This is a genomic window from candidate division KSB1 bacterium (assembly GCA_016214895.1).
Taxonomy (GTDB): Bacteria; Electryoneota; RPQS01; order RPQS01; family RPQS01; genus JACRMR01.
Window position 1 is genome coordinate 138,550 of the sequence record JACRMR010000008.1, and the last position, 20,153, is coordinate 158,702.

The following is a 20,153-nucleotide window of genomic DNA, read 5'->3' on the forward strand; positions in this document are numbered from 1 at the left end:
CGTCAGGAGGGACGCGGCGCCGCGTAGCGTTTGGGTCTCACGATCCGGCGCACTTGCAGTAGCCGGCGTCGGACGGACCGCGGCAAGCGCGACGTGCGGTACCAGTCGCCCTTCCAGCGGTAGGGCACGAGCAATCCCGCAATTCCAAACATCGGCGTGCAAATCGTCTGCAGCATATTGTAGGGAAGAAAATACGGAAGGAGTTGCTGCTGTCCGAAGATCAGGGCCGCCTGCCTGACCGTGACATAATCCCAGACGAATCTCCACAACAGGATCGCTCCGAGCCACGGCGCCAGATCGGGCCGAAAAATCATCAGCGGAATCGCCGCGGCCAGCATCAGGTAGAAGGCGTAAACGCTGAACAGGAACCACATCATGGACCCCCGATAGGCCAGCCCTTTCGAGGCCCATCTCAGACGCTGATGGAGCATCTCACGAATCGTCTCGACCGGCAACGATCGGACCACCGATTCGGGATGCGAGCAGAAGACCATCTTCCATGTCGTCTGGATGGCGACGCGCTGCGCGAACAGGACATCGTCTCCGGATACCTGCTTAGCCGTCTCTCCGAAGCCGGATATCTGATCATAGACCTGACGCCGATAAGCCAGATTCGACCCGTTGCAGCTTCCCGGAATTCCGGCACCGGCTGCGCCTGCCGCGAGAAAGTTCTGTACGAAGAAGTCCAGCCACTGGACCTTCTGCCAAAACGGCACGTACGGTGTGGGCAGATCGAAAACGGTCAGTCCGGCAACAACTCCGACGCCTTCCGTCATGTGCGAGACAGTTGTCCGCAACCACCCCGCTTGGAATTCGCAGTCCGCGTCAGTCGTCACCACGATTTCGCCCGTTGATGCGGCGATCCCGGCTGCCAGCGCTTGTTTCTTCGGAGAGGCGGGATTGAGCGCTTGGATGGTCACGACCTTGAGCCGAGTTTCCCGTTGCTGCAACAGTCTGAGGATCTCCGGTGTCGAATCGGTGCTGCGGTCGTCAACCACGATGATTTCCCAGCGGCCCGGGTAGTCCTGGCACCGCAAGGAGTCCAGTGTCCGCTCGAGGACGTCCGCCTCGTTTCGCGCGGGCAGCACGACGCTCACCTCCGGCCAATTTGTGGGGGCCATACAACGGTTTCCGCCGAGCGCGGTCAGTCCGCGCCTGAATCCGGCGAGGACAATGGTATAAGCGATCACCGCGATCGCGAGCATCAACGTGAATGCCGCCGCAGAACTCATTCGGTTCGAGCGTCTCTTCTACGAAAGTCCGGAACTCGCAGACTTGACAAGTACGGGATGCCAACCAGACTTGGGAGCAATACATTCACGGTGAATAACAGGAGAGATGCTCCCACGGCTTGCGCCGGCTCCACCCCGAATCCGCGCAGAATTACCACCGCCGACCATTCGGCAATTCCCAGGCTCCCAATCGTGAACGGCAGCAGACCCTTCAGGAAAAACGTCAGCAGTACGGCAAGCATGCCGCCCATCCACGGCACCGGCGCGCCCATACCGTGCAACAACAATACAAATTGAAGCAGGGCAGCCGAGAGCGCACCGACGGCCAATATCATCAACAGCACACCGCTGAGCGGAGAGACAGAGCCGAAGACATTAATTCCCTTGAACAACTGCTCCCTCCGCGGCAGCCAATTCGCGATCCAGCGGAATGGCCTTACCAGCACCGAAGGTCGGAATCCGAGCAACACGATAGCACACCCCAGTGCGGCGCCGACCGTGGCAACGCCGCCGTTCAACCCCGGAACCATGCTATTCCAACCCAGTAGGGGCAGCGATGACAGAGCAATCAAACCCACGCCATTGATCGTGAAGCCCGCGTAGGCCCGATCCAGAAAGCTGATGCCAAATGCTTCCGCCATGGAGCACCCATGCAGCGCCAGGGCCCTGCCATATTGCCCAAGTCTGCCGGGCGTCACCAGGCCGAGCGTGAATCCCACCCAGTAGCCTCGCTTCAGGTCGCCGGGCATGATCGCCGCGCCGCTTTGCTTCGCGATGTGCGACCAGCGTGCGAACTGCAGCAAGTGCACCGGCAAACACAGCAGCAGGACGAGTCCCAGCGTACCGGCCTGCAGCGAGCCCAAAATGTCCCAAACTGCCCGCCACTTGACTTGCCAGAACAGCGAGCCAAGCACGGCGAAGGTGATCAAAACCCTAACCAGAGTTTTCAAGACGCGGCGGCGAGTCCCGGAATCGCTCTCCCCGTCGCGTGAAACCGCTCGCACATCCCGGCGTGGCACATCCAGCCCGGATCCTGCCGTAGAACCGTTCACCGACCGCTGCCCTTGAAATGCTGCCTGCCGTGCCATTCAAATCGCGGCAGCAACATCAGAAGCGGTTTCACCGCGAGATAGACCGGAAGCAGCAGCGACCCGATCGCTAATTCGAACTTGCTCACGTCGTCACCCAACCGGCGAGCCACAGCCGCGGCGCAACTGACTTCGATCAGCAGCTTCAGAGCGACAGCCGGAATCAGCAACAACAGGACTTCAGCGCGCAGGCAGGCCAACAGGCCGAGCACGACCATCGCGGCATTCGTGGCAATCGTCCACGCGTACAATGCGCGCCATTGCAGTGGATAGTACCGGGTGGTGGATTGGTGGCGCACGGCCGCGGCGAGCTCGCGGCGGATCGTCACCGGGCGCAGGTCCCTGACGAGCGCGGACGCCGTCGCGACGAAGCCGACTTTCCAGCCGCGGGCATGAACCGCCTGAGCAACCAAATCGTCGTCTCCCGAAGGCAACGTCGCGTACGGGAACTCCGCCAGACTATCCCATGCACTCCGCCGGTACGCAATCGCATTTCCGCAGGCCGATGCGACGGATCCAAATCCCGTCGCGGAGATCATGCTCAGGTTCACCAATAGCCGCTCGATCCAGTACGCGCGGTGTAAGAGACCCGCGGTTCGCGGAGGCAGGGCCGGCCCCAGCGCGACTCCGGTCTTCTCGTCAAATCGCTCCGTGAATGATCGGATCCAGAGCTTGGGAACGACACAATCTGCATCGGTGAGGATCAGGATCTCTCCACGAACTCCTTCGACCGCATGCGCCAGCGCCCGTTTCTTCGGCCCCCAGGATTCGGGCTGGTCCGGCGCGGAGAGCACTTTCAGCCGTCCGTCCGCTAACAGAGCGATTCCCCGCGCAAGTTCGAGCGTGCCATCTGTTGAATGATCGTCAACAAAGATGATTTCGCAGGAATCGCTCGGATAGTCGCAAGCCAGAATTGACTTCAGGCACGGTTCGACGAATTCAGCCTCATTGCGACCCACGACGACCACCGAGACGCTCGGCGTTCCCGAGACCAGACATTCCTTCCGCCTCAGCCAACGCAACGCACCCGCCGCCCAGATCGCGGAGGGCAAGCTGAGAATGAGCGGAATGGCGAACAGATGTCCGGGCATTGGTGCGAGTCAGAGGCTCAGTTTTGCAGCTAATTTTCCGATTTCCAATAGTCCAAGCAATATAGCCAATGACACGCGGAAAAGCAAGTCATTGCACAGTTTAGCCGACCGGAGACGGCCTCCGGATGGCATCGCAACTGTTTAATAAGGTTATGCTTAAACAAGGGCTGGATTCGACTCGCGGAGTTGCTATTTAGCCGGAAAATGCGTAGATTTGGCATTCGTCGCATTCTGGCGTATATTGTCCCTGCGAGTGCTATACAGACCCGGCGCATGACGAAAGAGCGGCTCAGCCCAACACAGGAAGCCGATTGGTTGCGCGCCGCGATCGCGCGCCATGATCATTTGTATTATGTGCAGGCGCGGCCGGAGATTTCCGATTCGGAATATGACGATCTGTTTCGCCGCCTTCGGACTCTCGAAGCCGAGCATCCCGAATTAGCTGATCCTTCCAGTCCGACTCAGCGGATTGGCGACGCACTGACCGCGGGGTTCGCGACTGTGCGGCATCCGTTCCCGCTGATTTCCCTCGACAATTCGTATGACGAGGCCGATATCCGGGCTTTTCACAAGCGCGTGGCCGATGGGCTCGAGGGACGATCGGTAAGCTACATCTGCGAACTCAAATTCGACGGCGTCGCGGTGATTCTCAAGTACGTGGGCGGTCGGTTTGTTCAGGGGGCGACACGCGGCGATGGCGAGCAGGGTGACGACGTTACGCTCAATCTGAGAACCATTCGTACCTTGCCGTTGCGCGTCGTGCCTGCGAGAACAGCGGCGATTGATCCGATTTTCTACGTTCGCGGCGAAGTTTATCTGAATAAGCACGACTTTTCCCGCTATAATGCGGAGCGCGACGCGGTCGGGGAGAAGCCGTTTGCCAACCCGCGCAATTTTGCGGCCGGATCATTGAAGATTCTCGATCCGCGAGTGGTTGCCCAGCGTCCGCTAAGCATCGTCTGCTATGGCTACGACAATCAGCAGCCGGCTGTTGATGACACGCATTGGCGTTCGATGCAGCGGCTGGGTTCGCTCGGCTTTCCGGTGAGCGAACACGTCTGCCGCGTTGACTCCATCGACGCGGTCATCTCATACTGGCGGGACTGGCAGGAACGTCGCGATGAATTGCCCTTCGAAATAGATGGCGTGGTCGTGAAGGTTGACCGCTACGTCGATCAGCGGACCCTGGGCTCCACCGCGCGCGCGCCGCGCTGGGCCATCGCCTACAAGTTTGCGGCCCGGCGGGCGCAGACTCGCTTAATCGAGATTTCGTTGCAGGTCGGTCGAACCGGCGTACTTACACCGGTGGCTGAGCTCGACCCGGTTCCGCTGGGCGGCGTCACAATCCGGCGCGCCACGCTGCACAATTTCGAGGAGATTCAGCGGCTGGACGTTCGCATTGGCGATGTGGTCACGTTGGAGCGCGGCGGCGACGTCATTCCCAAGATCACCGGAGTGGAGCTTTCCGAGCGCAAGCCGCAGGCCCAACCGTATCGGATTCCTGAGAGTTGTCCATCCTGCGGCGCACGGCTCGTCCGTGACGAAGGGATGGTCGGAGTACGCTGCCCGAATCCGTCCGATCCTGAAATCGTGAAGCGCCGCATTGAGCACTTTGCATCGCGCGGGGCGATGGACATCGCGGGCCTGGGCTCAGAAACCGTCAACGTGCTGGTCGATCGTGGACTGGTGGCCGATCTTGGGGATCTCTACGGTCTCAAGCCTGAATCCTTGCTGGAACTGGAGGGATTCGCCGAGAAGTCCGCCGTGGCCTTGGTCGCCGGGATCGACAGGTCTCGCGATCGGTCATTGCCACGATTAGTCTTCGGGCTGGGCATTCGGTTCGTCGGCGAAGAAACGGCGCGAATGCTGGCGACTCGGCTCGGCTCGCTCGATCGGATCGCGGCGGCGACTGAAGCTGAACTGACGGAGATTCCCGAAGTCGGTCCGCGGGTGGCGCAGGCGATTCGCGAGTACTTCGACAGCGCAACGTCGCGAGCGGTGTTGCGCAAACTCCACCAAGCCGGTGTGGCCGGCAAGTCAGCGGACGCCGTGGCGGTGAGTGATCATCTCGCCGGAAAGAGCTTTGTATTAACGGGCGGCTTGTCCACGATGACCCGCGAAGCGGCTGAGGCCGCCGTCATCGCTGCAGGCGGCAAGACTTCGTCCTCCGTCTCCAAAAAGACGAGTTACGTGGTGGCGGGGGAGAGTCCCGGATCAAAGCTTGCCAAAGCGCGCGAGCTCGGCGTCACGGTCTTAAGCGAGGCGGAATTCGTGGCCTTGCTCTCCGGTGAATAGCCGGGCTCTACCGTCGGGAACACCGGCTGTCTGTACATCAATCAGAGAACATAGTAACCATAACAAACGACGGGTGACATGGCGACTACGGCTGACATTCGAAAAGGGCTGACGATAAGCATGGAAGGGCAGCTCTTCCAGGTAGCTGACTTCCAGCATGTGAAACCGGGCAAGGGTGGCGCGTTCGTCCGGATGTCCCTGCGCAATCTCAAGACTGGCAGGGTCATCGACCGCACACTGAACTCCGGAGCGACCCTCGATGTCGTTCGGATCGATGCGCGGGACATGCAATTCCTTTACAAAGAGAGTGAAGACTACCACTTCATGGATCAGGAGTCTTACGAACAGATTACGCTCAGCAAGGAGATGATCGGCGACAGCGCGAAGTGGATGAAAGAGGGGATCGTTTGCCGGGTCAGTTTCCTCGAGGAAAGCCCGCTGAGCATGGAAGTGCCTAATTTTCTCGAGGTCGAGGTGATTCAGACGGCGCCCGGCGCTAAGGGCGACACGGTGGCGGGATCGGGGAAGCCGGCGGTCGTGGACACCGGCACGACGGTGATGGTGCCGTTCTTCATCGATCAGGGCGATCTCATCCGCGTGGACACGCGCACGTCGGAGTATCTCGATCGGATCAAGCGTGGATAACCACTCATCATAAACTGAGGCGTCCGGCACGTGGAAAACTTCCGGGGAACACTCGCTCTGGTTTGCGCGGCCGTCGCGGCGGTCTTGCTGCTGGTCGCGCTCTGGCAGACCGCGTCTCGGCGAAAATCCGCCGGCAGCCTGAACTGGCTCTATGCGGCGCTGTTCGCGCTGGTCAGTCTCGTCTTGTGGCGACGTGGTGTGGAACCGGGTTCGGAAGGAACGACTCATCAACCGCTAACTGAGAATCCGGCCGCTTCCGTCCCGGGCACATCTCAATCGCAACTGGATTCAATTCAGCGCGGCCAGGCCGGGTCTGCCCTGCCGAACCCTGTTTCCGGAATGTCCCCGAACGGCCAGCGCCAGATTGACGCTCCGCCGCACGAGCGATCCCTCACGCCACCCGATCGCTCGCGCGGGAACGTCAGTTCAGCGGCATCCGACGACTTGCCGCCGCGCAAATTGGCCACAGCGGAGTCCAAGCCATCGAAACGCCCGTCCGCCGGGCGGGACGTCGATGCGCCTCCAGTCGAAGATCGCATAGAATCGGTGATCGTTTCCGCGTTTGAGTTTGTCGAAGGATTCTTCGACCGCTACGGCTGGACGGCGTCGGAATCCGCGCCAGCACAGGCTGCGCGCCCGGTTCGCGCTCGTAAGGCACCAGGCGGCGAAGAGCCGCTTGTGTTTCCGGCAGTGGTATTCTATGAAGGATCAGCGGAGTTAACCGGGGACAGCCAATCGGCGCTAAAACTGCTCGCCAACGAGCTTGCAGCGCGCCCTGAGCTCGGTATCTTGGAGATTCAGGCGCGGATTGACAGTGTTGGCCCGGAAGCATTCAATTACATCCTGACTCAGGCACGGGCGGCGGTCGTCCGGGACTTCCTCGTCGATGAGGGCGTCCCGTCGGGCCGGCTGGTCGCGCGCGGACTCGGCTCCGACGCGGAAGCGTGCGACAAGGATAGTTCGCCGATTGAGTTTGTGGTCAGGCGATAAGCAAGGAGGACATTATGGCGACGTCCCGACCGAAATCGGAACGAGGCCGCGTTGATCTTGTCGAGATTCAGAAGCTGATTGAGCTCATCGAGAATAGTCCGATCACAGAGTTTGAACTCGAAGAGCACGATTTGAAGATCCGCATATCTAAGAATGGCGCGTCTCACGGCCACGTTCAACTCGTGCAATCTCCGCTGCCGCACACCGTGGCAGGTGCGATGCCCGCGCTGCCGTCAGCTCCGGGGGAAGTGCTCGCGGCCGGGCCTCGCTCATCGAGCGTTATTGAGTTCAAATCGCCCATGGTCGGCACGTATTATCGCGCGCCGTCTCCGGACGCGGATCCCTATGTCCGGGTCGGCGACGTCGTCGAACCGGGACGCGTGCTCTGCATCATCGAAGCCATGAAATTGATGAACGAGATCGAGTGCGAAGTTCGCGGCAAGATCGTGGAGATTCTCGTCGAAAACGCGCAGCCTGTCGAGTTCGGCCAGGTAATCTTCCGCATCGATAGCTCGGCGGTTTGATGTTCAAGAAAGTCCTGATCGCCAATCGCGGTGAGATTGCGCTGCGCGTCATCCGCGCCTGCCGCGAGCTTGGCCTCAAATCCGTCGCGGTGTTTTCGACGGCCGATCGCGATTCGCTGCATGTCCGTTTCGCCGACGAGTCTGTTTGCATCGGGCCGCCCCAGTCGAGCGAGAGCTATTTATCCGCGCGCGCCCTCATCTCCGCGGCCGAAGTCACCGGCGCCGATGCAATTCATCCGGGCTACGGCTTCCTCGCCGAGAATGCCGATTTCGCGCAGATCTGCCTCGATCACAACATCCTGTGGATTGGCCCCGCCCCGGCGGTCATCGAAAAGATGGGACACAAATCCGAGGCCAAGAAGACGATGCAGGCCGCCGGTTGTCCGGTCATTCCCGGCAGTGACGGCCCCGTCGCCACCGCCGAGGACGCCATGGGGCTGGCCGCCGACATCGGCTTTCCGGTCATGATCAAGGCCGTCGCGGGCGGCGGCGGTCGCGGCATGCGTCTGGTGACCAAGCCGGAGAACCTGGAGTCCGCCTTCGAGATGGCCCGTGCCGAGGCCGAAGCCAGTTTCAGCAACGGCGATCTGTACATGGAGCGTGCCATTGTCGAGCCGCGCCATGTTGAGATTCAGATCATGGGCGACGGCCAAGGCGGCTGCGTGCACTTGGGCGAGCGCGACTGTTCCACGCAACGCCGTCATCAGAAGTTGATCGAGGAATCGCCATCGCCCGCCGTTGACGAAAAGCTTCGTCAGAAGATGGGAGCGATTGCCGCGCAGGCGGCGGGTGCGCTCGGTTACGGATTGGCGGGAACCATGGAATTCCTGCTCGACCGTGACGGGAGCTTCTACTTCATGGAGATGAACACGCGAATTCAGGTCGAGCATCCCGTGACGGAGATGGTGACCGGAATCGATCTGGTCAAAACCCAGTTGCGCGTCGCCTTGGGTGACCCGCTTCCCAACCAGTCTGAGATCAAGGTCCACGGTCATGCCATCGAGTGCCGCGTCAATGCGGAGGATGCTGATCGCGGATTCATGCCATCGCCCGGCAAGATCACCGCCCTGAATCTTCCCGGCGGTCCCGGCGTACGCGTCGATTCGCATGTGTATCAGGGCTACACGATTCCGCCGTACTATGACAGTTTGATCGGAAAACTAATCGCCCACGGTCACGACCGCGCCGAAGCCATCTCCCGCATGCGGCGCGCGCTTGAAGAGTATGTCGTTGAAGGTATTAAGACCACAATTCCGTTCCACCTCCGCATCTTGGCGACCGACGAATTTGTCACGGGCCGCATGCACACGAAGTGGGTGGAGGAATACATGGAACAACTATCCGCCAAGCAGACTGCCGCCTGAGATCCGGTCATTCGCCCGCACGCGCATTCGCTCGCCGCTCCTCCCATTGTTTCAACTCTTCCCTTTTCCTTTTCGAGGACATCATGAACATTCCGGCTGAATTGCTCTATACGAAAGAACACGAGTGGGTCCGTGTCGATGGTGACACCGCCGTCGTGGGGATCACCGATTTTGCGCAGGGCGAACTTGGCGACGTGGTTTTCGTCCAGTTACCGGACATCGGCAAAGTCGTCAAGCAGGGCGATGCGTTTGGCACGATCGAAGCCGTCAAGGCGGTTTCGGATATCTACAGCCCGCTTTCCGGCACGATCAGCGAAGTGAATTCCGCGCTTACCGACGCGCCGGAGTCGATCAATCGGGACGCCTTCGGTAACGGCTGGATCGTCAAGCTCAAGCCGTCGAACTTGAATGCCGACCGCGCTCATCTGCTTTCCCCCGAGGCCTACAAGGATTTGACCACCGCCTGACCCTCACCGGTCAATCGCGACTGCGACTTACTACACCCATGCGTTACATTCCGAATACCCCCGATGATCGCGCGGCGATGCTTCGCGACATCGGGGTCTCTGCTTTTGAAGACCTGCTGAGCGCGATCCCGGGAAATCTGCGTCTCAATCGGCCGCTGAATCTGCCGGACGGGAAGTCTGAGTTCGATGTGAAGTCGATCATGCGTTCGCTGGCTCGCAAGAACCTGAACACTGTTGACCATACGAGCTTCCTCGGCGCGGGCAGTTACGATCATTACGTTCCGACCGCGGTCAACACGCTTTCGCTGCGCAGCGAGTACGTAACCGCCTACACTCCCTACCAGCCCGAGGTCGCCCAGGCGACCCTTCAAGTCATCTACGAGTTCCAGTCGATGATCTGCGAGCTCTATGGCATGGAAGCGGCGAATGCAAGTATGTACGACGGCGGCACCGCCTTGGCCGAGGCGATCATGTTGGCCGCGGCTCAGACTCGCCGCACGAACATCCTCTGCCCGCCGAATGTTCATCCGCTGTATCTGCGTGTCGCCCGCACGCTGGTCGAGCCTCAGGGTATTACGCTGCAGCCCGTGCCCCTGCGCGACGGTGGCATCGATCGCGCGGCGTTGGAGTCCCTGCTGAACGGCGGAATCGCGGCGGTCGTCGTACAATACCCGAACTTCTTCGGAATTGTCGAAGATATTTCCCCGTTCATCACGGCGGCACAAGCGAACGGCGCCCTCGCGATTGTCGTTGCGGATCCGCTGGCCATGGGCGTGCTCGAACCGCCGGGATCGTTCGGCGCGGATATTGTGGTGGGCGAAGGGCAATCCCTCGGCAACCTCCAGTCCTACGGCGGACCGTATCTTGGGCTGTTCGCGTGCAAGGCGAATCTCATCCGCCGCATGCCCGGCCGCATCGTCGGCGTGACTCGCGATGTGGATGGCCGCCGCGGATTCGTGCTGACTTTGCAGACTCGCGAGCAGCACATCCGCCGTGACAAAGCAACCTCAAATATTTGCACTAACGAAGGCCTCTGCGCAACCCGTGCTACCTTCTACATGTCCATGCTTGGACCGCGCGGCCTCGCCTCGGTCGGCGAGGCTTGCTTGCATCGTTGCGCGTACCTCCGGCAGCAACTCACCGGCATTCCCGGGGTTCACCTGGCCTTCGGCGGGCCGCATTTCAAGGAGTTCGCCATTCGCCTGGACAAGAGTGTCGAGGGGTTTCTTCATTACATGGCGGAGCGCAAGGTCCTGGCGGGCGTGCCGCTGAAATGGTTCGGTCTGAGAATGGACGACTCCCTGCTTGTAGCAGTCACGGAAACGAAATCGCTTGAGGACTTGGACGGCTTCGCGGCCGGTGTGAAGCAGTATCTGGAAGGGGGGAAGTGAGTATGAAACGCGCATTGAATTCCCTGCAATCGGAATCTCAACTGATCTTCGAGCTCAGCCGCCCCGGTCGGGTCGGCTACGATGTCCCCTCGACGCCGCGCGAGATCCTCGCCGCGCAAGTCCCGGACCTGCCCCGCCGCAAGGTTCCGCCGAAGCTGCCCGAAGTCAGTGAGAACCTCGTCGTCCGTCACTATACGAATCTCTCCACCCGCAATCATCACATCGACAAGGATTTCTATCCGCTCGGGTCGTGTACCATGAAGTACAACCCGAAGATCAACGATGAACTGGCCGGTATCCCGGGCTTTGGCGGACTGCATCCCTTCCAGATGACAAATACGGCGCAGGGTGCGTTGGAAGTTCTGCAACGGCTCTCCGATGCTCTGCTGGAAGTGACAGGCATGGACGCGATCACCCTTCAGCCCGCGGCGGGTGCGCAAGGCGAGTTGACCGCGTTGTTGATGTTTCGGGCATATCACCAGAAGCACGGAGGGCGCCCGCGCCGGCGGGTGATCATTCCCGACAGCGCACACGGCACCAATCCGGCGTCCATCGTGATCGCGGGCTACGAAGTCACGGAACTGAAGTCGGGCGCCGACGGTCTGACGGATATACAGGCACTGAAGTCGGCGCTGTCGGACGACGTTGCCGCGTTGATGATCACCAATCCGAATACCGTTGGACTGTTCGAATCCCGTATCGCAGAAATCATCGAGCTGGTTCACAGCGTCGGCGGTTTGGTCTATATGGACGGCGCGAATCTCAATGCGATGCTGGGCGTATCCCGTCCGGGCGACATGGGATTCGACGCCTGTCATATCAATTTGCACAAGACCTTTTCGACTCCGCATGGTGGCGGCGGTCCCGGCAGTGGTCCGGTCGCGGTTAAGTCAAGCCTCGCTCCGTTTCTCCCGAGTCCCGTCATCAATACCAGAGACGGTGTGCATTGGTGGGATTGGAATCGCCCGGATTCCATTGGTCACGTCCACTCGTTCTACGGCAATTTCGGCATGCACGTCCGCGCACTCGCCTATGTCCTGTCCATGGGCGGCGATGGCCTGCGGGCGATCAGCGAGAATGCCATCATCAACGCCAACTATTTGCGCGTCAAACTTAGCGGCACGTACGAAGTTGCCTATGACCGGCCGTGCACTCACGAGGTCATCTTGTCGGGCGATCGCCAGAAGGCACGTGGGGCGAAGACGCTGGACATCGCCAAGCGGCTGCTGGACTACGGCTATCATCCGCCGACGGTATATTTCCCGCTCATCGTGCACGAGGCGCTGATGCTCGAACCGACCGAATCGGAATCGCGGGAAACGCTGGACGAGTTCATCCAGGTCATGCTCGAGATTGACCGCGAGATCACCCGCGATCCGGAGTTGCTCAAGAGCGCTCCGCACACAACTCCCGTTCGCCGGCTTGACGAGGCGGGAGCGGCGCGCAATCTCGACATTCGCTACACCGCGAAATAACGCACAACCATGAACACCGGCGAGGCGACGGTTGCAGCGCCTGTCATTTCCGGCTGGCTGGCCGGTCTCGGACTTGCCGAATTCGTTTCGATCGATGTTGAAACGACGGGTCTGGATCCGGAGCAGGACGGGCTGATCGAAATCGCCGCGGTGCGCTTTCGGGGCGGCGTACCCGTTGAAGAGTACTCGTCACTGGTATCTTACCCGGGCAACATTCCGCGATTCATTACGGATTTGACCGGGATCGCCGACCCGGATCTAATCGGAGCGCCGCCGTTCAAAGAAATCGCGCGCGACTATCTGCGGTTTCTGGGCGAAGCTCCGTTGGTTGGTCAGAATGTCGATTTCGACCTTGGCTTCCTGCGTTCGCATCTGGATCGCGTGAAGTCCCTCGCCGGCGATCGCACGAGCTCGCTGAATCGTGTCCCCTTAGTGGACACCGCTCTGATCGGACGAGTCTTCTGGCCCGAACAGACCGGCTTCTCGCTGGGATCTCAAGCGCGGCGGTTCGGGGTCCCCTTGGCCCGCGCGCATCGGGCTGCGGACGATGCTCGTGCCACCGGCATGGTGCTCGTGCGAATGGTGGAGGAGCTTCCCAACCGCGTGTGGCGCGATCTGGCCGAGATCCTCTACACGTTGATCGGTACGACGACCCATCGCTGTCGGCCGTTTTTCGCGTCATTGCTTCGGCTCGCCGATTCCATCGCGCCACCGCATCGCGAACCGGTGATCCCCACAGAGGAAGAGCCGGAGTGCGTGGCCGTGACGGAGACCGTCGCTGATCTACTCGGTGAAGGCGGGCTTTTTGAGACCCGGTTTTCTCACTTCCGATCGCGGTCCGAGCAGGTCGAGATGGCAGAGTCGGTGGAGCGCTGTTTTGAAAACCAGTCCATCATCGTTGTCGAAGCACCTACCGGCGTCGGCAAGTCGCTGGCCTATCTCGCTCCCGCGATTCGCTGGGCGCTTCCGCCGACCAACGAATCCCGGCAGGTCATCGTGTCGTCGCATACGAAGACCTTGCAGGAGCAGCTCTTTCGCAAGGACACCGCGGAACTTCGCAAGGTCCTGCCTGACCGTTTCCATGCATCGGTCTTGAAGGGCCGCGCGAATTATCTCTGCAAGCGTCGGCTGCACGTGCTGATCGCGGAAGCGGCGGATCGTCTCAGCGAACTCGATCGCGTGAGCATCATGCCGCTCGTTCGCTGGTCTGAGTTGACGGCGAGCGGAGATATCAATGAGATCGGGGGCTTTCGTCCGCGCCGGCATCCCCATCTCTGGCCGCAAATCGCGAGTGACTCCGCGACCTGCGGGGGAACGAATTGCTCTGCCGCTAAGGGGGATTTCTATCGCATCGCGGCGGACCGGGCGAATCGCGCGCAAGTCGTCTTTGTCAATCACGCCTTGTTGATGTCCGATCCCGCGCGCTTTCTGCCCGGGAATGGCAAACAACGCAGTCTGGTGATCGACGAAGCACACCAGCTCGAAAACGCGGTGGTCGCCGCGCTCACGGCGGAGCTGTCGCCGACGGCCATTCGCAATGTGCTCGTACGCTTGGTCGAGGAGCGCGGATCACGCGGCCTGATCGGTCGGATATTGAAGGGCGCGCCCAAGGGCACGACGGAGTGGTCGGGGCTGCTCGAGCAGGTGCGCTCGCTGTACGCGTCATCGCGGCAGGCATTCACGTTGCTGGCCGAACAACTCCTGGTTGCTCAGGGTGAATCGCGTCGTTCGCTCAAGCAGCGCTATGGCGTCGGGGACCCGCTCAGCGCGGATGTCGCGCATTTCCTGACGCCGTTGACGCTGGATTGGCGTGAATTGGAAATCCAACTCGCCCGCCTCATCGCCGCGGCATCGGATTGGACCGGCGAGCAACGCCCGCGCGCCGAGCTCATTCAGGAACTCAAGAGCGTGGCGGAACAGGCGGCGGAGCTCGGTGCGCAGCTCGTGGACGTGGTCTCAGGGGATCGGCCGGACTATGTGCGGTGGGTCGAGTGCGGCCGCGGCCGCGGCGGCCCGTGGTGCTCTGTATACGACGCACCCATCGAGGTGTCCACGCACCTTGCCAAACACGTTTGGCCCAACTGTGGCGGCACATTGTTCACCTCGGCCACGCTGTCCGTCGGCCAGAATATCGAGTTCTTCAAACGCGCGGTCGGTCTGTCGTTGCTGGACGGGCGGCAAGTCGAATCCCTCAGTCTGCCCAGTCCGTTCCGGCTGGACGAGCAGATGCGCATCTTCGTGCCGACGTATCTGCCGGCACCGCGTGAGGCCGCCCGGCATCTTGAAGCGGTCACCCAACTGGTGACGAAAGTCATCGCGAAATTTCCGCGCGGTACCCTGATTCTCTGTACGTCGAATGACGCCGTTGAGCGCATCACGGAGTCCATGTCGCCGGTAATTCGCGCCTCCGGCCGTGCGCTGCTCAGTCAGTCCGCGGGGTCGTCGCCCGCTGAACTCGTTGACGAATTCCGCGCGCTCGGGAATGCCATCATGATCGGGGCTGCCAGCTTCTGGGAAGGCATCGACGTCGTCGGGGATGCCTTGCAGCTGCTGATCGTCGCCAAACTGCCCTTTGATGTTCCCTCGGACCCCTGGATTGCCGCCCGCACGGAGCAGTTGCAACGCGAGGGACGAGATCCCTTCTACGATTACTCAATCCCCGTGGCGACGCTGCGCCTGAAACAAGGCCTGGGACGTCTGATCCGCCACACCGGGGATCGTGGCGCGGCGATCGTCGCCGATCCGCGCGTGATGACCGCGCGATATGGCCGGCAGATTCGGTCCAGTATTGCGCCGGACATGCGTTCCGTCGGCGGTGAGCTGGAACTGCTGGCCGCCGTTCACGATTTCTTTGCCGAGCCTGCCTCATGATTCATGGCATCGATCATCTCGCCATCGCGGTCGCCAGCCTCGATGACGCGGTCGCCTACTGGACGACACACCTCGGCGCGGTGGAGGTTCACCGCGAGACGGTTTCCGAGCAGCGGGTGAACGTCGTCATGCTGCGCGTGGGCGATCTCAAAATCGAGTTGCTTCAGCCGACGTCTGATGACTCCCCCGTCGCCAAGTTCATCGCCGTTCGCGGACCCGGGATCCATCACGTCGCGCTCCGCGTGGATTCCACCGACTCTGAATTGTCGATCATGAAGGCCGGCGGCGCGACGCTCCTCGACGAGGGCGCGCGCGACGGAGCCGAAGGTACGAAAGTCGGTTTCATTCATCCGCGGACGTTGGGTGGCGTCCTCGTGGAATTGGTAGAACATTCCCGGCATGAATCCTGATGATCGTCCACAACTGCCGCTGGAAGAAAAACTCCGGGTATTGCCGAAATCACCCGGAGTCTACATTTTCAGGGACGCCGGAGGCAAGATCATTTACATCGGCAAGGCCTCGGTGCTGCGCAATCGTGTTCGCAGCTACTTTCAGGATCGCAATGACGGGCGACCGCAATTCGAGCAACTCGTCAGCCGCATTCGCGACGTCGAGGTCATCCCGACCGACAGCGAGCTGGAAGCGCTCATGCTGGAGAGCACGCTCATCCGGCAGGAGAAGCCGCGCTTCAATATTGATCTGCGGGATGACAAGTCGTTCCCGTTTCTGCGGATCACGAGCGAACCCTATCCGCGTATCTTCCTGACGCGGCATCCCGTTTCCGACGGCTCAAAGTACTACGGGCCATTCAGTGATCTATTCCATCTGAAGGGCCTGCTGCGCGTCTTGCGCGGCCTGCTGAAGATTCGCACGTGTAATCTTGCCCTCAGCGAGGAACTGATCGCGCGCGGCAAGTTCAAGTCGTGTCTCGAGTTTCATATTGGCCGTTGCAACGCCCCCTGTGTCGCTCACGAATCGCGCGCCGACTACTTGCGCCGCGTCGCCGATTTTCATGAGGTCGTATCCGGCAAGGGCAGCGACGTGATCCAGCGGCTTGAGCAGGAGCTTGAAGCGCTCGCCGAACGGCTCAAGTTCGAAGAGGCCGCGCAGCTCCGTGACTGGCTTTCGGCGCTGAACGGTCTCACCGAACGCCAGAAGGTTATTAGCGCGGAACCGGTCCATCGTGATGTGATCGGTCTCGCGGTCGAAGATGACGTAGGCTGCATGGCGATCTTTCAAATCCGCAACGGTCGCATGGTCGGTCGCTTGCACTATCGCTTGCGCCATCTCAAAGCGCAAAGTGGCGGGGAGATCCTGCAAAGCGCGTTGGAGCAATACTACGCCGACGTGGCGACGTTTCCGACGGAAGTCTATCTGCCGGACGCCGTGCCGGACGAACCGCTGCTGCGGCAGTGGCTGCAGCAGCGCGCCGGACATCGTGTCGAGCTGCGCGTTCCCGAACGCGGCGAGAAAGCGCAATTCGTCGAGCTTGCGCAGAAGAACGCGGCGTTACTGTTGGGCGAGAGCCAGTTGGCGCGCCAGTCGCAGGATCGCATTCCGCATTCGCTCAAACAGCTGCAGGCTCATTTCAAACTCCCCGCGCTGCCCGTCACGATCGCGGCCTTCGATATCTCGAACCTGATGGGCACCGACAAGGTCGCTTCCATGGTCGTGTTTGTCAATGGCCGCGCCTCGCGCTCGCAGTACCGCCGCTATCAGATCAAAGGTGTTGCGGGCATCGACGATTTCGCCGCCATGAAAGAAGTCGTCGGCCGCCGCTTTTTGCGCTTGCAGCGCGAACACGAAGCGCTTCCCGATCTGGTCTTGATCGACGGGGGCAAGGGACAGTTGCATGCCGCGCTGGATGCGCTGCACCAGCTCGGAGTTGCTTCGCAACCGATTCTCGGTCTGGCCAAGACGCTCGAAGAGGTCTATATTCCGGGCGATCCGCTGCCGCTGAATATTCCGCGGAATTCATCCGCCTTGAAGCTGTTGCAACAGGTACGCGATGAGGCCCATCGCTTCGCGGTCTTCTATCACCGGCAGCTGCGGAAGAAGCGCACGCTGTTCTCCGTCCTCGATGAAGTCGACGGCATCGGTCCGGCTCGCCGCAAGTTGCTGTTGACTCACTTTCAATCGTTGAAGAAGCTCGAAGGCGCGACCCTTGAAGAACTGGAGAGCGTCGCGGGTATTCCGCCGCTGGTCGCGCGCAGTGTCTTTGATTTCTTTCACCCACCCGATTCGCATGACGCCGTCTGAGCCCGCCATTACCTATCCGCAAGTTACGCTGCAGGTCGCGCTCGCGCATGGCTTGACGACCGCCGAGTACGAGCAGATTCAGCGCCTGCTTGGTCGAGTTCCGACCTACGTCGAACTCGGTCTTTATTCCGTGATGTGGTCGGAGCACTGCTCGTACAAGAACTCGATACTCGAACTGAAGCGACTTCCGCGCACCGGTGCCCGCGTCAGGGTCGAGGCGGGCGAAGAGAATGCGGGCGTACTCGATATCGGCGATGATCTGTGCGTGGTCTTCAAGATCGAAAGCCACAATCATCCGTCCGCGGTCGAACCCTATCAGGGCGCGGCCACCGGCGTGGGCGGTATTCTCCGCGACATTTTCACCATGGGCGCGCGTCCGATCGCCGCACTCAACTCCTTGCGCTTTGGTCCGCTCGCCGAGCGGCGCAACCGGGAATTGATGCGCGGAGTCGTCAAGGGCATCGCGGACTACGGCAATTGCTTCGGCGTACCCACCGTCGGCGGCGAAGTCTGGTTCGATCCGTCCTATAGCGGCAATCCGCTCATCAATGCCATGGCCGTCGGCATCGTGCCGCGCGGCAAGCTCGCTCGTGCCTCCGCCTCGGGCCCGGGCAATCCGGTGATGGTTGTCGGTTCCGCCACGGGTCGCGACGGGATTCACGGCGCGACCTTCGCTTCGGAGGACTTGTCGGACGCCTCCATGGAGCGCCGCCCGTCCGTGCAGATCGGCGACCCCTTCAAGGAGAAGCTGCTGCTGGAGGCGACACTGGAGCTGATCGCCTCGGGCTGTTTGATCGGAATTCAGGACATGGGCGCGGCGGGCGTGGCCTGTTCCTGCAGTGAAACCGCGGCTCGCGGGCAGTCCGGCATTGAAATCGAAGTTGACAAGATTACGCGCCGCGAGCGCGCGATGACCGCCTACGAGGTCTGTCTTTCCGAGTCCCAAGAGCGCATGCTCGCGATCATTCAGCGGGGATCGGAGCATATCGCGCAGCGGATCTTCGACAAGTGGGACCTTCACGCCGACATCGTCGGTACCGTGACCGCGGGGAATCGTTTCGTGGTTCGCGAAGCCGGCCGAGTTGTCGCCGATGTTCCGGCTGACAGCCTGGTGCTCGGCGGAGGAGCGCCACGCTACGAGCGACCGATTCAACGCCCCGCACACCTGGACGCGATGCTCGCTTTCGATCCCACGCACCTGCCCGAGCCCGAAAATCTGAATAGCGTTCTCCATCGGCTGCTCGCGTCTCCCAATATCGCGAGCAAGCGTTGGGTTTACGAGCAATACGATCACACCATCGGCGCGAACACGCGAGTCGGCGGTGGCCGCTCCGATGCCGCGGTCGTTCGGGTGCCCGGCACGCGTCGCGCGCTGGCGATCAGCTGCGACTGCAATAGTCGGTTCGTCGCGATCGATCCCCATCGCGGTGCGGCGTTGGCGGTCTTCGAGGCGGCGCGCAACGTCGCCTGTGCCGGGGGGGTGCCCCTCGGCATCACCAATTGCCTGAATTTTGGCAATCCGCTGAACCCTGAGAACTACTATTTCTTCCATCACACGATCTCTGGAATGAGCGAAGCTTGCTTGGCGCTGCAGATTCCGGTGACCGGCGGCAACGTCTCCTTCTACAATGAAACGGCGGGACGTCCGGTTCTCCCGACACCGGTGATCGGCATGGTTGGCCTGCTCGAAGATGTGGAGCATCATCTCAGCATCGGCTTCAAGCAGGAGGGGGATTTCATCGCATTGGTGGGCTCGATTGGACCTGATCTTGGGGCCAGCGAGTATTTGCAGACGATTCACGGCGTCATGGCCGGACCTCCGCCTCGGCTCGACGTTCAGGCGGAACTGAAGCTGATCCACTGCCTCACGGAACTGGCCGAAGTTCGCCTTCTGGCCTCGGCACATGATATCTCCGAGGGGGGGCTGGCGGTCAGTCTGGCGGAGAAAGCCCTGGCCGGTGGCATGGGTTGCGTCCTCACCTTCCCGTGGAAAGGCCGTGTCGTTGACAACTTGTTCGCGGAGAGTTCCGCCTGCGCACTGGTCACGGTGAGGCATGAGAACTGGTCGGCTTTCCGCCATGTCGCGGAACATCACGCCGTTCCGGTACAGATTCTCGGACGGGCGGGTGGGGGCAAATTGATCATCAATGATTGGATCGCCGCCGACCTTGCCGATCTCGAATCCGCATATGAATCAGCGATTCCCCGGTTGATGGAAGACCTCACATGAGCAGTTAGGCGTCCCTCTTTTGGCTGCAATAAGCCGCAAATGTCCGCACTCGCGGACATTAGTTCATTATATACAGTCGCATAGGACATCGGCCCCGGGCAGTTGCGTTTTCCGCCTATGTGTTGTATCTTATTAGATTAACGGCTTTGCCCCCGTAGCTCAGATGGATAGAGCACCAGCCTCCGGAGCTGGGAGCATGGGTTCGAGTCCCGTCGGGGGTACCAGGAGTTC

15 protein-coding genes and 1 tRNA gene are annotated in these 20,153 nt (G+C 61.0%); 13 read left to right on the forward strand and 3 right to left on the reverse strand.

The genetic code is table 11. The features are described 5' to 3' along the window. Positions 1-2: 2 nt before the first annotated feature. The 3 genes from HZB60_05255 to HZB60_05265 all read right to left on the reverse strand — a co-directional run bounded on the left by HZB60_05255 (position 3) and on the right by HZB60_05265 (position 3,411). Positions 3-1,232 carry a glycosyltransferase gene (locus HZB60_05255; GenBank protein ID MBI5059176.1) on the reverse strand — a complete coding sequence of 410 codons (1,230 nt, stop codon included), beginning with the start codon at positions 1,230-1,232 and terminating at the stop codon, positions 3-5. Next, the gene (locus tag HZB60_05260) at positions 1,229-2,182 is read right to left on the reverse strand and encodes a flippase-like domain-containing protein (protein MBI5059177.1); all 954 of its coding nucleotides are present in this window, start codon (positions 2,180-2,182) and stop codon (positions 1,229-1,231) included. The genes HZB60_05255 and HZB60_05260 overlap by 4 nt, the downstream gene beginning before the upstream one ends. A gap of 98 nt (positions 2,183-2,280) precedes the next feature. Further along, a complete protein-coding gene (locus tag HZB60_05265) occupies positions 2,281-3,411 on the reverse strand; it encodes a glycosyltransferase (protein MBI5059178.1) in 1,131 nt (376 codons plus the stop codon). A 273-nt stretch (positions 3,412-3,684) separates the two neighbouring features. Between HZB60_05265 and ligA the strand changes: the two genes are divergently transcribed. The 13 genes from ligA to HZB60_05330 all read left to right on the forward strand — a co-directional run bounded on the left by ligA (position 3,685) and on the right by HZB60_05330 (position 20,146). Next, a complete protein-coding gene (gene ligA, locus HZB60_05270; protein ID MBI5059179.1) occupies positions 3,685-5,706 on the forward strand; it encodes an NAD-dependent DNA ligase LigA in 2,022 nt (673 codons plus the stop codon). Between the two features lie 78 nt (positions 5,707-5,784). Further along, positions 5,785-6,351, forward strand: coding sequence for an elongation factor P (gene efp, locus HZB60_05275; GenBank protein MBI5059180.1), 567 nt, complete (start codon positions 5,785-5,787; stop codon positions 6,349-6,351). Positions 6,352-6,381: 30 nt separating this feature from the next. Continuing rightward, positions 6,382-7,341: an OmpA family protein gene (locus HZB60_05280; GenBank protein ID MBI5059181.1), complete on the forward strand. Its 960-nt coding sequence runs from the start codon at positions 6,382-6,384 to the stop codon at positions 7,339-7,341. Between the two features lie 14 nt (positions 7,342-7,355). Further along, positions 7,356-7,865 carry an acetyl-CoA carboxylase biotin carboxyl carrier protein gene (gene accB / locus HZB60_05285; GenBank protein ID MBI5059182.1) on the forward strand — a complete coding sequence of 170 codons (510 nt, stop codon included), beginning with the start codon at positions 7,356-7,358 and terminating at the stop codon, positions 7,863-7,865. Beyond that, positions 7,865-9,229, forward strand: a complete 1,365-nt coding sequence (gene accC, locus HZB60_05290) for an acetyl-CoA carboxylase biotin carboxylase subunit (protein ID MBI5059183.1) — start codon at positions 7,865-7,867, stop codon at positions 9,227-9,229. The genes accB and accC overlap by 1 nt, the downstream gene beginning before the upstream one ends. 83 nt (positions 9,230-9,312) lie before the next feature. After that, the gene (gene gcvH, locus HZB60_05295) at positions 9,313-9,696 is read left to right on the forward strand and encodes a glycine cleavage system protein GcvH (GenBank protein MBI5059184.1); all 384 of its coding nucleotides are present in this window, start codon (positions 9,313-9,315) and stop codon (positions 9,694-9,696) included. A gap of 38 nt (positions 9,697-9,734) precedes the next feature. Then, positions 9,735-11,087, forward strand: a complete 1,353-nt coding sequence (gcvPA, locus tag HZB60_05300) for an aminomethyl-transferring glycine dehydrogenase subunit GcvPA (protein ID MBI5059185.1) — start codon at positions 9,735-9,737, stop codon at positions 11,085-11,087. A gap of 23 nt (positions 11,088-11,110) precedes the next feature. Continuing rightward, the gene (gene gcvPB / locus HZB60_05305) at positions 11,111-12,562 is read left to right on the forward strand and encodes an aminomethyl-transferring glycine dehydrogenase subunit GcvPB (protein MBI5059186.1); all 1,452 of its coding nucleotides are present in this window, start codon (positions 11,111-11,113) and stop codon (positions 12,560-12,562) included. A gap of 9 nt (positions 12,563-12,571) precedes the next feature. Beyond that, positions 12,572-15,433 carry a DEAD/DEAH box helicase gene (locus HZB60_05310; protein MBI5059187.1) on the forward strand — a complete coding sequence of 954 codons (2,862 nt, stop codon included), beginning with the start codon at positions 12,572-12,574 and terminating at the stop codon, positions 15,431-15,433. After that, a complete protein-coding gene (gene mce, locus HZB60_05315) occupies positions 15,430-15,843 on the forward strand; it encodes a methylmalonyl-CoA epimerase (GenBank protein MBI5059188.1) in 414 nt (137 codons plus the stop codon). The genes HZB60_05310 and mce overlap by 4 nt, the downstream gene beginning before the upstream one ends. Continuing rightward, positions 15,833-17,692: an excinuclease ABC subunit C gene (locus tag HZB60_05320; protein ID MBI5059189.1), complete on the forward strand. Its 1,860-nt coding sequence runs from the start codon at positions 15,833-15,835 to the stop codon at positions 17,690-17,692. Before mce ends, HZB60_05320 begins: the two co-directional genes overlap by 11 nt. Then, positions 17,679-19,922, forward strand: coding sequence for a phosphoribosylformylglycinamidine synthase subunit PurL (gene purL / locus HZB60_05325; GenBank protein MBI5059190.1), 2,244 nt, complete (start codon positions 17,679-17,681; stop codon positions 19,920-19,922). The genes HZB60_05320 and purL overlap by 14 nt, the downstream gene beginning before the upstream one ends. A gap of 148 nt (positions 19,923-20,070) precedes the next feature. Continuing rightward, positions 20,071-20,146, forward strand: a tRNA-Arg gene (locus HZB60_05330). Positions 20,147-20,153 lie beyond the last annotated feature (7 nt).

Coding starts and splice junctions, on each gene's coding strand:
- HZB60_05255 (MBI5059176.1), bottom strand. CDS start 1,232: ATGAGTTCTGCGGCGGCATTCACGTTGATGCTCGCGATCGCGGTGATC.
- HZB60_05265 (MBI5059178.1), bottom strand. CDS start 3,411: ATGCCCGGACATCTGTTCGCCATTCCGCTCATTCTCAGCTTGCCCTCC.
- ligA (MBI5059179.1), top strand. CDS start 3,685: ATGACGAAAGAGCGGCTCAGCCCAACACAGGAAGCCGATTGGTTGCGC.
- efp (MBI5059180.1), top strand. CDS start 5,785: ATGGCGACTACGGCTGACATTCGAAAAGGGCTGACGATAAGCATGGAA.
- accB (MBI5059182.1), top strand. CDS start 7,356: ATGGCGACGTCCCGACCGAAATCGGAACGAGGCCGCGTTGATCTTGTC.
- accC (MBI5059183.1), top strand. CDS start 7,865: ATGTTCAAGAAAGTCCTGATCGCCAATCGCGGTGAGATTGCGCTGCGC.
- gcvH (MBI5059184.1), top strand. CDS start 9,313: ATGAACATTCCGGCTGAATTGCTCTATACGAAAGAACACGAGTGGGTC.
- gcvPA (MBI5059185.1), top strand. CDS start 9,735: ATGCGTTACATTCCGAATACCCCCGATGATCGCGCGGCGATGCTTCGC.
- HZB60_05310 (MBI5059187.1), top strand. CDS start 12,572: ATGAACACCGGCGAGGCGACGGTTGCAGCGCCTGTCATTTCCGGCTGG.
- mce (MBI5059188.1), top strand. CDS start 15,430: ATGATTCATGGCATCGATCATCTCGCCATCGCGGTCGCCAGCCTCGAT.
- HZB60_05320 (MBI5059189.1), top strand. CDS start 15,833: ATGAATCCTGATGATCGTCCACAACTGCCGCTGGAAGAAAAACTCCGG.
- purL (MBI5059190.1), top strand. CDS start 17,679: ATGACGCCGTCTGAGCCCGCCATTACCTATCCGCAAGTTACGCTGCAG.